Origin of the sequence: Klebsiella sp. 141203, from assembly GCF_032601985.1 — a bacterium.
Taxonomy (GTDB): domain Bacteria; phylum Pseudomonadota; class Gammaproteobacteria; order Enterobacterales; family Enterobacteriaceae; genus Klebsiella; species Klebsiella aerogenes.
In genome coordinates this window covers 18,248-32,015 of record NZ_JAQIRL010000010.1, presented here as the reverse complement: position 1 = coordinate 32,015, position 13,768 = coordinate 18,248, and the positions used below count along the sequence as shown (strand labels likewise).

The window sequence follows — 13,768 nt, the reverse complement described above, 5'->3', positions numbered from 1 at the left end:
TCAGGAGAAGTAGCTCAGCAGCGAGTTAATCACCGTCCGTTGGTTTACCGCAGACAGGTTATAGAACAGCGGCAAACGCAGCAGGCGTTCGCTCTCCTGGGTGGTATAACGATCTTCCCCGCAGAACTCGCCGAACTGTTCGCCAGCCGGGCAGCTATGGAGCGGAATATAGTGGAACACCGCCAGTATTTCTGCCTCTTTCAGCCAGTTAATCAGCGCCGCGCGGTCATCGTTATCCCGCAGCTTAATGTAGAACATATGCGCGTTTTGCCCGCAATCCGCCGGTACCGCCGGCAGATCGATACGGCCCGCGCGCGCCAGCGGCAGCAGCGCGTCATAATAATTTTGCCACAGCATCAGACGCTGCTGGTTAATACGTTCAGCGGCTTCCAGCTGCGCCCAGAGATAGGCGGCCTGCAGATCGGACATCAAATAGCTGGAACCGATATCGCGCCAGGTGTACTTATCCACCAGACCGCGGAAAAACTGGCTACGGTTAGTGCCTTTTTCGCGAATGATCTCCGCGCGTTCCACCAGTTTACGATCGTTGATAAGCGTTGCGCCGCCTTCACCGCCGGCGGTGTAGTTTTTCGTCTCATGGAAGCTAAAGCAGCCAATATGGCCGATGGTGCCCAGCGCGCGGCCCTTATAGGTGGACATCACGCCCTGCGCGGCGTCTTCCACCACGTACAGGTTATATTTGGCGGCGAGCGCCATGATGGTGTCCATCTCACAGGCCACGCCAGCATAATGCACCGGCACGATCGCCCGGGTTTTATCGGTGATCGCCGCTTCAATCAGCGATTCATCAATATTCATCGTGTCGCGACGGATATCGACAAAGACGATTTTCGCCCCGCGGAGTACAAAAGCATTGGCGGTGGAAACAAAGGTATAGCTGGGCATGATGACTTCATCGCCCGGCTGAATATCCAGCAGCAGCGCCGCCATCTCCAGCGACGCGGTGCAGGATGGCGTCAGCAGCGCTTTGGCGGTGCCGAAGCGCTGTTCAAACCACTGCTGGCAGCGACGGGTAAAACCGCCGTCGCCGCAAAGCTTGCCGCTGTTCATCGCCGATTGCATGTAATCGAGCTCAGTCCCCACCACCGGCGGTGCGTTAAATGGAATCATCGTGTCACCTGTATAACCAGTACGCGGTGCTTTCCACATTCGCACCGCTGAGAATATAACGTTTAAGCGCGGCGGTGTTGCCCATTTGGGTCGCCACCCGCAGTGTAGAAAGCCCGCGTTGCGCCGCCCAGTGGCGCGCCGCCTGCATAAGCTCGGCTCCAGCGCCGCGTCCGGCCAACAGGCCGATACGCGCGTCGGTGTCATTGAGCTGACGCAAAGAAACAAATGCGCGGATGTCGCCATCGGACGCGCGAAATAACAGACACTGGTGGTCAAAGGTTCCCAGTACCGCGTTTTCGATCCATTGCGCGTAGAACCGGCCGCTGGCGTCAGCGGCGTACCAGGGAGCGCGAAAACGGCTCATGGCAAATGCCTGCGCCGCCAGTTCACGCAGTCGCGCAATGTCGCCTTCAACGGCCCATTCGGCGCCGGCATCAGCCGGCTCGCCTACCGGCAACGCCAGATCGACCTCGCCTTCTACCAGTTGAAAACCGATCTCCTGTAGCGCATCCAGCCGGGCGGTGTCGCTGGCGGCGACTTTCGCCTGCACTCGCGACCATCCCGCCAGGGCTTCAGCGGTGAGCTGCGGCGCGCGTTCGTCAAAGCGAACGATGCCGCTATTAACGGCGAAGAAGCGGTTTTCCCACTCCAGCGCTTCAATACTGGCGCGGGCGGGCACGGAGGAGATCCAGCAAGTATTGGCCATAGCCGGTTTTTTCCAGCCGCTTCGCGGCGCGTTTGACGCCATCATCGTCAAGCCAACCGTTACGCCAGGCGATTTCTTCCAGACAGGCGATTTTAAAACCTTGCCGCTTTTCTACCGTTTGCACAAACATGCTGGCTTCAATCAGGCTATCGTGCGTGCCGGTATCCAGCCACGCAAAGCCGCGCCCAAGCAGCTCGACGGTTAACGCGCCATCCTCAAGATACATCTGGTTGATGGAGGTAATTTCCAGCTCGCCGCGCTCGGACGGTTTGACCCGTTTGGCGTACTCGGCCACTTTGCCATCGTAGAAATAAAGCCCGGTGACCGCCCAGTTCGACTTCGGTTGTTTCGGCTTTTCCTCCAGCGACAAGGCGCGGAAGTTGTCATCAAACTCCACCACGCCGAAGCGCTCAGGATCCATCACCTGATAGCCAAATACCGTCGCCCCTTCGGTGCGGGTTGCGACGCTACGCAGCTTAGGACTAAAGCTCTGGCCAAAGAAGATATTATCGCCCAACACCAGGCACGCCGGTTCGCCGTTGAGAAACGCTTCGCCGATGATAAACGCCTGGGCTAAACCATCCGGCGTCGGCTGAACGGCATACTGCAATTGGATACCGAACTCGGAACCATCGCCGAGCAGGCGTTGGAAATCGCGCTGATCTTCCGGCGTGGTGATGATAAGGATTTCACGGATCCCGGCCAGCATTAACACCGACAGCGGGTAGTAAATCATCGGCTTGTCGTAAATCGGCAGCAGCTGTTTCGACACGCCGCGCGTGATGGGATGCAGGCGCGTACCGGAACCGCCTGCCAGAATAATACCTTTCATCATGCCCCCCTGGGCCAGTTAGCCGTGCAGCCCAAGACGCTCGCCCTGATAGCTACCGTCCTGAACCTGTCGCCACCATGCCTCATTTGCCAGATACCACTGGACGGTTTTGCGCATGCCGGAAGTAAAGGTCTCATCCGGCGTCCAGCCCAGCTCGCGTGCAATCTTCGCCGCGTCAATCGCATAACGCAGATCGTGGCCCGGCCGGTCAGCGACGAAGGTAATCAGATCGCGATAGTGCGCCACGCCCTGCGGTTTATGCGGCGCCAGCTCTTCGAGCAGTTCGCAAATGGTTTCCACCACCTCGATGTTTTTACGCTCGTTATGACCGCCGATATTGTAAGTTTCGCCCGGCTCGCCGCGGGTCGCCACCAGATACAGCGCTCTGGCGTGATCCTCGACGTACAGCCAGTCGCGAATCTGTTGGCCGTTACCGTAAACCGGTAGCGGTTTTCCCGCCAGCGCGTTGAGAATAATCAACGGGATCAGCTTCTCCGGGAAGTGATACGGGCCGTAGTTATTCGAGCAATTAGTGATAAGCGTCGGCAGGCCATAGGTACGCTGCCAGGCGCGCACCAGATGGTCGCTGCTGGCTTTCGAGGCCGAATAAGGACTGCTTGGCGCATAGGGCGTGGTCTCGGTAAAGAAATCATCGCTGCCGTGCAGATCGCCATACACTTCATCCGTCGAGATATGATGGAAGCGAAACGCCGATTTTTGCTCCGCCGCCAGCGTATTCCACCAGCTGCGTGCGGCTTCCAGCAGCGTATAGGTACCGACGATATTGGTTTCGATGAACGCCGCCGGGCCATCGATGGAACGATCGACATGGCTTTCCGCCGCGAGGTGCATCACCGTATCGGGTTGATGCTGGCGGAAGATGCGATCCAGCTCGGCTCGGTTGCAGATATCCACCTGTTCAAAGGCAAAACGCGCATCCTGCGCCACCGGCGCCAGCGACATCAAATTGCCGGCGTAGGTCAGCTTATCCACGACCACGACGCGATCGGCGGTGTGCTGGATGATTTCACGCACTACCGCGGAGCCAATAAAGCCCGCGCCGCCGGTGACCAGAATCGTTCTCACCGCCACACTCCTTTGGTGTCGATGATATAGGCCTGAGTAACGCTATCGCCGCTAACGGCTTTAAACTCGTTGTGATCGACCAGCATCACCAGCACATCGGCGCTCGCCAGCGCGTCATCGAGGGTCGCCAGCGTACACAGGCCATCAAGTTTCTTCGGCAGCGCATGAATGTTGGGCTCAACCACCTGCGTCGCGCCGCTGTGCCAGCGGGCGATCTGCGCGGCAATTTCCATCGCCGGGCTTTCGCGCAGGTCATCAATGTTAGGCTTAAAAGCCAGGCCGAAGCAGGCAATAGTCAGTTCGCTGGCGCGTTTATTGCTGGCATTCAGGCACTCGGCAACCTGTGCTTTTACCCGATCGATTACCCATTCCGGCTTGTGGTCGTTAACCTCGCGCGCGGTGCGAATCAGACGCGCCTGCTGCGGGTTTTGCGCCACGATAAACCACGGGTCGACGGCGATACAGTGGCCGCCGACGCCCGGACCCGGCTGCAGAATATTGACGCGCGGATGGCGGTTCGCCAGGCGGATGAGTTCCCAGACGTTGATCCCCTGATCGGCGCAAATCAGCGATAGTTCGTTAGCAAAGGCGATGTTGACGTCGCGGAAGCTGTTTTCCGTCAGCTTGCACATTTCCGCAGTGCGCGAGTTAGTCACTACGCATTCGCCTTCAAGGAAAATTTTATACAGCTCACTGGCGCGCGCCGAGCAGACCGGCGACATTCCGCCAATAACGCGGTCGTTTTTGATGAGCTCAACCATCACCTGCCCCGGCAGCACGCGCTCCGGACAGTAGGCGACATTAACGTCGGCCGCCTCGCCAACCTGCTGTGGGAAGCTGAGATCGGGGCGCATCGCCGCCAGCCACTCGGCCATCTGTTCAGTCGAGCCGACCGGCGAGGTGGATTCCAGGATCACTAACGCCCCTTTCTTCAGGGTCGGCGCAATAGATTTAGCGGCGGATTCAACAAAGGCCATATCTGGCTCATGCCCGCCTTTAAACGGCGTCGGAACGGCAATCAGGTAGGCGTCAGACTCCACCGGCACGGTGGTGGCGCTTAAATATCCCTGTTCAACCGCCGTTTTCACGACGCTCGCTAAATCCGGCTCGACGATATGAATCTCACCACGGTTAATGGTCTCAACGGCGTGTTGATTGATGTCCACGCCAACCACCCGCCGTTGCCGGGAAGCAAATGCGGCAGCGGTTGGCAGACCAATGTACCCAAGGCCAATCACTGAAATGGTAGAAAAACTCATAGCGTTACCTGATTATTTTTAAGGGCGGATAAAATACGATCGCATGCCTGACCATCGCCGTAAGGGTTATGGGCCCGACTCATCGCCTGCCAGGCGGCATCATCCTGCAGCAGCCGGGTGACTTCATCGACGATACGCTGCCTGTCGGTGCCGACCAGCCGCACGGTGCCAGCGGCGACCGCCTCCGGGCGCTCAGTCATTTCGCGCATCACCAGTACCGGTTTCCCCAGCGACGGCGCCTCTTCCTGAATCCCGCCGGAATCGGTCAGAATCAGCCACGCCCGATTCATCAGCCAGACGAACGGCAGGTAATCCTGCGGTTCAATTAATTTCACGTTAGCGACATGGCCAAGAATACGGTTGACCGGTTCGCTGACGTTCGGGTTCAGGTGAACCGGATAAACAATCTGCACATCAGGATGATGGCTGGCGATATCCGCCAGCGCATGGCAAATGTGCTCGAAGCCGAGACCAAAGCTCTCGCGACGGTGGCCGGTCACCAGAATTAATTTCTTATCCTCTTCAAGGAACGGGTAGCGCTGCATCAGTTCATTGCGCAACGCCTCGTCGCCAAGGACACGATCGCGAACCCAGAACAGCGCATCGATCACCGTATTGCCGGTGACGGTAATGCGCTCTGCGTCAATATTTTCCCGCAGCAGGTTATCGCGCGAGGTGGCGGTCGGGGCGAAATGGTACATCGCCAGGCGCCCTGTCAGCGTGCGGTTGCCCTCTTCCGGCCACGGCGAGTTCAGGTCGCCGGTACGCAGGCCCGCTTCCACGTGGCCCACCGGGATCCGCTGATAAAACGCCGCCAGACTGGCCGCCATCGTCGTCGTGGTATCGCCATGTACCAGCACTACGTCCGGCTTAAACGACTCCAGTACCGGCTTTAAACCTTGCAGAATGCGGCAGGTGATCTCGGTTAATCCCTGACCCGGCTGCATAATGTTCAGATCGTAGTCCGGCGTAATCGAAAACAGTTTCAACACCTGATCGAGCATCTCCCGATGCTGCGCGGTTACGCAAACCTTTGCCTCAAAATGAGGATCCTTTGCCAGCGCATGGACCAGCGGCGCCATCTTGATGGCTTCTGGTCTCGTGCCAAATACAGTTAGTACTTTCACATCGATTCTCTTCGATTAGGTGATGATGGCGCGGAGCCTTCATCACAGGCCCCATTCACTGGACACGACGACGTGCTAACGCCACGCCTGCGCCGATGAGCGCGCCCACAATCCCCCACATGATCATCAGAAATACGCGCCGCGGGCTATCGCGTTTTACAGGTTCTTCCGGCGTACGCAAATATCTGTAAGTCTGAAAACGTGGATCCAGCGTCGGGCCAACGTTTAGCGTGTTCAGCATGGCGCGGTTCTGGTCATAGTCGAGATCGTATTCCGGCCCTACGGCCTGCAGATTTTCGAGGCGCGCCTGCAGCATCGGCCGGCCCAGTAAGAAGAGTTCGGAGGCCGGCAGCTGCTCCGCTGGAACATCGGTCTCGCTGCGCGAAATGTTATGCTGCTGGGCGATTTTCAACGCCTGCTCGACGCTCTGCACGCGGCGGTTGTAGATCTCGCTCGCCACCTCTTCCTGACGCTTCACCTGCGCTTTCATCTGTACGGTACGCGCCGCCCAGGCGCCCTTCAGCTCATCATTAAGATGACCGGCGGCACGCTGACTGGCGAAAGCGACGTACTGACGCAGCAGATTATTGGCATCTGGCGCGGTCTCCGCCGTCAGCTTGATGCTGTCATTGACGCTTTTCAGCGGGTCGCCCGGGATAAACTGAATATCGTTAATGAGATCGTCAAGCATCGCCGCATCCGCGCGCGCGTTACCTGACTGACGCTGTTTGTAGTAGTCGGTCTGCAGCCAGAAGTCACGGCGGGTATCCCATGACGCCTGTTGCATAATGAACTCTTTGTATGCCTCATCCATGGCGGAAGGTTGGTCTACCGAAGCCAGATCGGCTTTGATATCCAGGTTACGTAAGAACTGCTGTTGCGAATAGTATCCGCCCAGCATATTGACGGTCGGCCGGTCGGTAATTGCCGTCGCGCTCCACTCCTGGCGAGCAAAAAAGGAATAAATAAGAACGATCAGCGCGAATAGCGCGGCGGTGCCGACTATCCAGCCTTTTCCTGCCCATAAGGCGCGAAACAGCCCGCGAATATCCAGTTCGTTCTCAACGTTCACTGCTTGTGCTCCCGGTAATGGTTGAGTCATCACGTCCCCAGTTTTACTTGGTTAAATTTGGATTATTGCCGCTGTGTCGCCGAATTCTGCGTCTAATGCGCTTAACCAGACGCGCCACTTTCCATGCGCGCTTAATGCAGTAGCCATAAAGTAAAAAAGCAAACAAAAAGAGTATTAACATCACCCATTCAGGAACAATACGGGTGTATTCCGCCACTACGCCGACCAGCGCCAGTAAAGCGGCAGCCAGCGTAATCAGGACAAAGGCCTGCCGGGAAGTAAACCCGGCACGCATTATCAAATGATGAATATGCTGACGATCCGGCGAGAACGGGCTCATCCCCTTTCTCAGGCGGCGATACATAATCGCCACCATATCCATCAAAGGAATCGCAATAATCCACAGCGCCGTCACCGGGCTGATGGGATGCGTTTTACCCTGCGTGGTCTCCAGCAGGATCCAGATAATGGTGAAGCCAATCATGGTGCTGCCGGCATCGCCCATAAACACTTTATAGCGACGGCCAAGCGCGCCGAGATTAAGTAAAATATAGGGCAGGATGGCGGCGATCATCGCAAAACACCACATCGCCAGGCTGTACTGGCCGTCAAACCATAAGATGATGCCGGTTGCGGCGAAGGAAACGGACGAAAGCCCGCCGAGCAACCCGTCAATGCCATCCACCATATTGAAGGCGTTGATTGCCGCCCAAACGGCGAAAAGCGTGAGGAAAAAACCAAAGGGGCCGAGGACTAACTCCCACGAACCGAAAATATAGCCGAGGCTGCTGAGATGCAGATTACCCGCCGTCATCATGATAACGGCTATCGCGGCCTGAATAACCGCACGAATTTTTACGCTGATATCAAATCGGTCATCCAACGCGCCGACCAACACCAGCACGCCCGCACAGGCCAGATACAGCGTGGCATGAGGGATATAATAATCGGCAATCGCAAAGGTAAAACAAATACCGGCATAAACTGAGATACCACCAACTAACGGAATCAAACCTTGATGCCGTTTCCGATAGTTTGGCTTATCCACTAACCCAATTTTTTTCGCTGCTTTACGGGCAACAAATATAAACAGGGTCGTGAATAAGAAAACACTGATTAATTCAGTAATAGCAGTGAGTAAATTCACAACACATGTGCTCTCAGCATAGTTAATCCGGGGAGTATAACGATGATGTCTCCACTCCTGAAGGGGAAAAGCAGAACATTACAAATTTATTGTATATATTTTAGACTGTTAAAGTCCTTTCTGCCTTACCCGCCGCGCATATCATACGGCAACGCTGGCGGCGCTTTTCCCGCCTGGATCATACAAAGCTACAAAACAAAACGCCACGCAATCGCGTGGCGTTTTTTCGGCGTATTCCGTCCTACGAACGCTTCATCATATCGAAGAAGTCGTCGTTAGTTTTGGTCATCGCCAGCTTATTAATGAGGAACTCCATTGCGTCGATTTCACCCATAGGATGGATGATTTTGCGCAGGATCCACATTTTCTGCAGCTCTTCCTGGGTGGTCAGCAGCTCTTCTTTACGGGTACCGGAACGGTTGTAGTCGATAGCCGGGAAGACGCGTTTTTCCGCAATCTTACGGGAGAGGTGCAGTTCCATGTTACCGGTGCCTTTGAACTCTTCGTAGATAACTTCATCCATTTTAGAGCCGGTATCGATAAGCGCGGTAGCGATGATAGTCAGGCTGCCGCCCTCTTCCACGTTACGCGCCGCACCGAAGAAGCGCTTCGGACGATGCAGGGCGTTGGCGTCCACACCACCGGTCAGCACTTTACCGGAAGCCGGAACCACGGTGTTGTAGGCACGGGCCAGACGGGTAATGGAGTCGAGCAGGATAATAACGTCTTTTTTGTGCTCAACCAGACGTTTCGCTTTCTCGATAACCATTTCGGCAACCTGCACGTGACGAGATGCGGGTTCGTCAAAGGTAGAAGCGACAACTTCACCTTTAACCAGACGCTGCATCTCGGTCACTTCTTCCGGACGTTCGTCGATAAGCAACACCATCAGCACGCAGTCAGGATGGTTGTATGCGATGCTCTGCGCGATGTTCTGCAGCAGCATGGTTTTACCGGCTTTCGGCGGCGCGACGATCAGGCCACGCTGGCCGCGGCCAATCGGCGATGCCAGATCCAGTACGCGGGCGGTTAAGTCTTCGGTAGAACCATTACCACGCTCCATACGCAGGCGTGAATTCGCGTGCAGCGGCGTTAAGTTCTCGAACAGAATCTTGTTACGCGCGTTTTCCGGCTTGTCGTAGTTAACTTCGTTAACTTTCAGCAGCGCGAAGTAACGTTCACCCTCTTTAGGAGGACGAATCTTACCGGAAATGGTGTCACCAGTGCGGAGGTTGAAGCGGCGGATTTGGCTGGGGGATACGTAGATGTCGTCTGGACCGGCGAGGTAGGAGCTGTCTGCTGAGCGGAGGAATCCAAATCCATCCTGCAGTATCTCCAGTACGCCATCGCCAAAGATATCTTCGCCACTCTTTGAATGCTGCTTGAGGATGGCAAAAATAATATCCTGCTTACGCATACGAGCCAGGTTTTCCAGCCCCATATTTTCGCCGAGAGTAATCAGCTCAGAAACCGGCGTATTCTTTAATTCGGTAAGATTCATAGTGGTGTGGGTTCTTAAACTCGGGGTAAATCTCGAACTTAATGTTGTGAATGGTATGGCAGGAACATCCATGCCTGTTAGCGGCTTCATCTCGTGTCTGTACGTTGCCTGGTCACAGGAAAGAACGCAGAACTGAAACGACAAGACGGAATGAGTGATAAGCCCGGAATTATTAGCCTCACGCGCATAGTCTGCGGGACGCTTTGGGTAAAACAAGATTCAAACAATAGGTATGTTTAAAACGAAGTCTGGAATTAACTTAGCACGACTCAGGCCGGGCGTCCAGAGTTCCACAAAAAATAGGAATCCGGACGCCGGAATGGCAAACCGATTACGCCAGGTTGGCGTCGAGGAACTCTTTCAGTTGGCCTTTGGACAGCGCGCCGACTTTAGTCGCCGCGACTTCGCCGTTCTTGAACAGCAGCAGCGTCGGGATGCCGCGGATGCCGTACTTCGGCGCCGTGCCCGGGTTCTGATCGATGTTCAGTTTAGCCACGGTCAGTTTGCCTTGATACTCTTCAGCGATCTCATCCAGAATCGGGGCGATCATTTTGCACGGACCACACCACTCTGCCCAGAAATCGACGAGGGTCAGCCCGTCAGCCTTGAGTACGTCCGTGTCAAAACTGTCGTCAGTCAGGTGAATAATTTTATCGCTCATATATAACTCCACAGGAATAAGCCTGGTGTGTTGGTGTCGCAGTCATCAACGACGTGTTGATGCTACGTTATGCACGCTATTCTTCAGGATGCCTCTTTTATAAGCTACCTGCGGGAATGGATCCACCATGGACCACCACCGCCGATGCTTAAGCGCACTGTCTGCAAATCAACCTGCGGCAGATTTACCGCCCCCGTTGCGCTTAGTAGTCTAAGCTTTCCGGGATCCATTCAGTAGCCGGAGACGCACCTTGAATAATTTCGTATATCGCCAACGAAAGGTTGACGTTATTTCACCGGATACGCTTTCTTAATGCAATAGTTAGCTGATATTCTACCACACTATGAGCAAAACACATTTGACAGAACAGAAGTTTTCCGACTTCGCCCTGCACCCGGCAGTTGTCGAAGCCCTTGAAAAAAAAGGGTTTCATAATTGCACACCCATTCAGGCTCTCGCCCTTCCGCTCACGCTGGAAGGCCGCGATGTCGCCGGGCAGGCGCAAACCGGTACTGGTAAAACGATGGCGTTTCTGACGTCAACGTTTCATTATCTTCTCTCTCACCCGGCCATCGCAGACCGCCAGGTTAACCAACCGCGCGCGCTGATCATGGCGCCGACGCGCGAGCTGGCGGTACAGATTCACGCTGACGCCGAACCGCTGGCGCAGGCGACCGGCCTGAAGCTCGGTCTGGCTTATGGCGGCGACGGCTACGATAAGCAGCTGAAAGTACTGGAAAGCGGCGTTGATATTCTGATCGGCACCACCGGTCGCCTTATCGATTACGCTAAACAAAACCACATTAATCTCGGCGCCATTCAGGTTGTCGTGCTGGACGAAGCCGATCGCATGTACGATCTCGGCTTTATTAAAGATATCCGCTGGCTATTCCGCCGCATGCCGCCGGCCACTCAGCGCCTGAACATGCTGTTCTCCGCCACGCTGTCTTACCGCGTACGCGAACTGGCGTTCGAACAAATGAACAACGCCGAGTACGTTGAAGTCGAACCGGAACAGAAAACCGGCCACCGCATTAAAGAAGAGTTGTTCTACCCTTCCAACGACGAAAAAATGCGCCTGCTGCAGACGCTGCTGGAAGAAGAATGGCCTGACCGCGCTATTGTTTTCGCCAACACCAAGCATCGTTGTGAAGATATCTGGGGCCATCTGGCGGCAGATGGGCATCGCGTTGGCCTGCTGACCGGCGACGTAGCGCAGAAAAAACGCCTGCGTATTCTCGAAGAGTTCACCCGCGGCGATCTCGATATTCTGGTTGCGACCGACGTAGCCGCTCGCGGTCTGCATATCCCCGCCGTCACTCATGTCTTTAACTATGACCTGCCGGATGACTGCGAAGACTATGTCCACCGTATTGGCCGTACCGGCCGCGCGGGCGCCAGCGGACACTCCATCAGTCTGGCCTGCGAAGAGTACGCGCTGAATCTGCCGGCAATCGAAACCTATATCGGCCATTCGATCCCGGTCAGCAAGTACAATCCGGACGCGCTGATGACCGATTTACCGAAGCCGTTGCGTTTGACGCGTACCCGCCCAGGTAATGGCCCGCGCCGTAATGGCCCGCCACGCAATCGTCGTCGTTCAGGTTAACATCTATGCCATACGCGAAATCTTTCAGGATGCGCCACGGAGATAATCCCGGGCAACGCGTTCAGATAAGTGGAATGGGCAACGAAGCCCAGTCGACACAGGAGCCGCCTGAAAGATGAAGAGTATGAGTTCCACCTCGCTGTATGCCGCCATCGACCTTGGCTCCAATAGTTTTCATATGTTGGTGGTGCGCGAGGTGGCAGGCAGTATTCAAACGCTGAGCCGCATTAAGCGCAAGGTGCGTCTGGCCGCTGGCCTGAATAGCGATAATGCGCTCTCCGCGGAAGCGATGGAGCGCGGCTGGCAGTGCTTACGCCTGTTTGCAGAGCGTTTGCAGGATATTCCTTCGGCGCAAATTCGCGTCGTCGCCACCGCCACCCTGCGTCTGGCGGTCAACGCCGGCGAGTTTCTGGCGAAAGCGCAGGAAATCCTCGGTTGCCCCGTCCAGGTGATTAGCGGTGAAGAAGAAGCCCGCCTAATCTACCAGGGCGTAGCCCATACCACCGGCGGCGCCGATCAGCGTCTGGTGGTGGATATCGGCGGCGCCAGTACTGAACTGGTGACCGGCACCGGCGCGCAAACCACCTCGCTGTTCAGCCTGTCGATGGGCTGCGTCACCTGGCTTGAACGCTACTTCGCCGACCGTAGTCTGACTAAAGAAAACTTCGATCTCGCTGAAGCGGCGGCGCGCGATGTGCTGCGTCCGATCGCCGATGTCCTGCGTTATCACGGCTGGAAAGTGTGCGTCGGCGCTTCAGGCACCGTGCAGGCGCTGCAGGAAATTATGATGGCGCAGGGAATGGATGAGCGCATCACCCTCAGCAAGCTACAGCAGCTTAAGCAGCGCGCCATCCAGTGCGGCCGACTCGAAGAGCTGGAAATCGAAGGGCTGACGCTCGAACGCGCCCTGGTTTTTCCAAGCGGCCTTGCCATTCTGATTGCTATCTTTAGCGAACTGAATATTCAGTGCATGACGCTGGCTGGCGGCGCCTTACGCGAAGGGCTGGTCTACGGCATGTTGCACCTTTCTGTCGATCAGGATATTCGTAGCCGCACGCTGCGTAATATTCAGCGGCGCTTTATGATCGATACCGAACAGGCGCAGCGGGTTGCTAATCTGGCCACCCATCTGGTGGATCAACTGGAAAGCGGCTGGGAGCTGGATCCGCTTAGCCGCGATTTACTCGTCAGCGCCTGCGCGCTACATGAAATTGGCCTGAGCGTTGATTTTAAACGCGCGCCGCAGCACGCTGCCTATCTGGTCAATAACCTCGACCTACCCGGCTTCACCCCGGCGCAAAAGAAGCTCATCGCCACGCTGCTGCTCAACCAGACTAACGCCATCGACCTTTCTTCGCTCCATCAGCAAAACGCGGTACCGCCGCGCGTTGCCGAACATCTGTGTCGCCTGCTGCGACTGGCGATTCTGTTTGCCAGCCGCCGGCGCGACGATCTCCTGCCAACCATTCAGCTTACCGCCGACGACGAAAAACTGACGCTGACGCTGCCGGATGACTGGCTGGAAGAACATCCGCTGGGCCGGGAAATGGTCGAGCAAGAGTGCCAGTGGCAAAGCTATGTCCACTGGGCGCTGCTGATCGACGACGACGCGGCGAGGTAATTTCCGGCCAGGAGGG

At 56.1% G+C, this 13,768-nt stretch carries 13 protein-coding genes; 2 read left to right on the top strand and 11 right to left on the bottom strand.

Annotated features, from left to right (window positions below; translation table 11 throughout):
• From rffA to trxA, 11 genes are all read right to left on the bottom strand, one after another.
• A complete protein-coding gene (rffA, locus tag PGR29_RS23945) occupies window positions 1-1,131 on the bottom strand; it encodes a dTDP-4-amino-4,6-dideoxygalactose transaminase (RefSeq protein ID WP_113374967.1) in 1,131 nt (376 codons plus the stop codon).
• Window positions 1,132-1,135: 4 nt separating this feature from the next.
• A complete protein-coding gene (gene rffC, locus PGR29_RS23940) occupies window positions 1,136-1,810 on the bottom strand; it encodes a dTDP-4-amino-4,6-dideoxy-D-galactose acyltransferase (RefSeq protein ID WP_087858708.1) in 675 nt (224 codons plus the stop codon).
• Entirely contained in the window at window positions 1,788-2,669 is an 882-nt protein-coding gene (gene rfbA / locus PGR29_RS23935) for a glucose-1-phosphate thymidylyltransferase RfbA (protein ID WP_087858709.1), read from the bottom strand. The genes rffC and rfbA overlap by 23 nt, the downstream gene beginning before the upstream one ends.
• Before the next feature lie 18 nt (window positions 2,670-2,687).
• Window positions 2,688-3,755, bottom strand: a complete 1,068-nt coding sequence (gene rffG / locus PGR29_RS23930; protein WP_047038438.1) for a dTDP-glucose 4,6-dehydratase — start codon at window positions 3,753-3,755, stop codon at window positions 2,688-2,690.
• Window positions 3,752-5,014, bottom strand: coding sequence for a UDP-N-acetyl-D-mannosamine dehydrogenase (gene wecC, locus PGR29_RS23925; protein ID WP_087858710.1), 1,263 nt, complete (start codon window positions 5,012-5,014; stop codon window positions 3,752-3,754). Before wecC ends, rffG begins: the two co-directional genes overlap by 4 nt.
• Complete coding sequence (gene wecB / locus PGR29_RS23920) at window positions 5,011-6,141, bottom strand: non-hydrolyzing UDP-N-acetylglucosamine 2-epimerase (protein ID WP_072059450.1); 1,131 nt, start codon at window positions 6,139-6,141, stop codon at window positions 5,011-5,013. Before wecB ends, wecC begins: the two co-directional genes overlap by 4 nt.
• A 55-nt stretch (window positions 6,142-6,196) precedes the next feature.
• A complete protein-coding gene (wzzE, locus tag PGR29_RS23915) occupies window positions 6,197-7,243 on the bottom strand; it encodes an ECA polysaccharide chain length modulation protein (protein ID WP_087858711.1) in 1,047 nt (348 codons plus the stop codon).
• A 13-nt stretch (window positions 7,244-7,256) separates the two neighbouring features.
• Window positions 7,257-8,360 carry a UDP-N-acetylglucosamine--undecaprenyl-phosphate N-acetylglucosaminephosphotransferase gene (gene wecA / locus PGR29_RS23910; protein WP_015368885.1) on the bottom strand — a complete coding sequence of 368 codons (1,104 nt, stop codon included), beginning with the start codon at window positions 8,358-8,360 and terminating at the stop codon, window positions 7,257-7,259.
• A gap of 241 nt (window positions 8,361-8,601) precedes the next feature.
• On the bottom strand, window positions 8,602-9,861 hold the full coding sequence (gene rho / locus PGR29_RS23905; RefSeq protein WP_002883293.1) for a transcription termination factor Rho: 1,260 nt from the start codon (window positions 9,859-9,861) through the stop codon (window positions 8,602-8,604).
• An 86-nt stretch (window positions 9,862-9,947) separates the two neighbouring features.
• Window positions 9,948-10,049: a rho operon leader peptide gene (locus PGR29_RS24960; protein ID WP_049245627.1), complete on the bottom strand. Its 102-nt coding sequence runs from the start codon at window positions 10,047-10,049 to the stop codon at window positions 9,948-9,950.
• Between the two features lie 143 nt (window positions 10,050-10,192).
• The gene (trxA, locus tag PGR29_RS23900) at window positions 10,193-10,522 is read right to left on the bottom strand and encodes a thioredoxin TrxA (protein ID WP_002883224.1); all 330 of its coding nucleotides are present in this window, start codon (window positions 10,520-10,522) and stop codon (window positions 10,193-10,195) included.
• A gap of 343 nt (window positions 10,523-10,865) precedes the next feature.
• On the opposite strand from trxA, the gene rhlB reads away from it, so the two are divergent.
• Together rhlB and gppA are read left to right on the top strand one after the other, a co-directional pair.
• Window positions 10,866-12,131 carry an ATP-dependent RNA helicase RhlB gene (gene rhlB, locus PGR29_RS23895; protein WP_015368886.1) on the top strand — a complete coding sequence of 422 codons (1,266 nt, stop codon included), beginning with the start codon at window positions 10,866-10,868 and terminating at the stop codon, window positions 12,129-12,131.
• Between the two features lie 115 nt (window positions 12,132-12,246).
• Window positions 12,247-13,752, top strand: a complete 1,506-nt coding sequence (gppA, locus tag PGR29_RS23890; protein WP_213317857.1) for a guanosine-5'-triphosphate,3'-diphosphate diphosphatase — start codon at window positions 12,247-12,249, stop codon at window positions 13,750-13,752.
• Window positions 13,753-13,768 lie beyond the last annotated feature (16 nt).

Excerpts from the sequence above, each read along its gene's own strand:
- rffA (WP_113374967.1), bottom strand. The coding sequence starts at position 1,131 with ATGATTCCATTTAACGCACCGCCGGTGGTGGGGACTGAGCTCGATTAC.
- rfbA (WP_087858709.1), bottom strand. The coding sequence starts at position 2,669 with ATGAAAGGTATTATTCTGGCAGGCGGTTCCGGTACGCGCCTGCATCCC.
- wecC (WP_087858710.1), bottom strand. The coding sequence starts at position 5,014 with ATGAGTTTTTCTACCATTTCAGTGATTGGCCTTGGGTACATTGGTCTG.
- wzzE (WP_087858711.1), bottom strand. The coding sequence starts at position 7,243 with ATGACTCAACCATTACCGGGAGCACAAGCAGTGAACGTTGAGAACGAA.
- rho (WP_002883293.1), bottom strand. The coding sequence starts at position 9,861 with ATGAATCTTACCGAATTAAAGAATACGCCGGTTTCTGAGCTGATTACT.
- PGR29_RS24960 (WP_049245627.1), bottom strand. The coding sequence starts at position 10,049 with ATGCGCGTGAGGCTAATAATTCCGGGCTTATCACTCATTCCGTCTTGT.
- trxA (WP_002883224.1), bottom strand. The coding sequence starts at position 10,522 with ATGAGCGATAAAATTATTCACCTGACTGACGACAGTTTTGACACGGAC.
- rhlB (WP_015368886.1), top strand. The coding sequence starts at position 10,866 with ATGAGCAAAACACATTTGACAGAACAGAAGTTTTCCGACTTCGCCCTG.
- gppA (WP_213317857.1), top strand. The coding sequence starts at position 12,247 with ATGAAGAGTATGAGTTCCACCTCGCTGTATGCCGCCATCGACCTTGGC.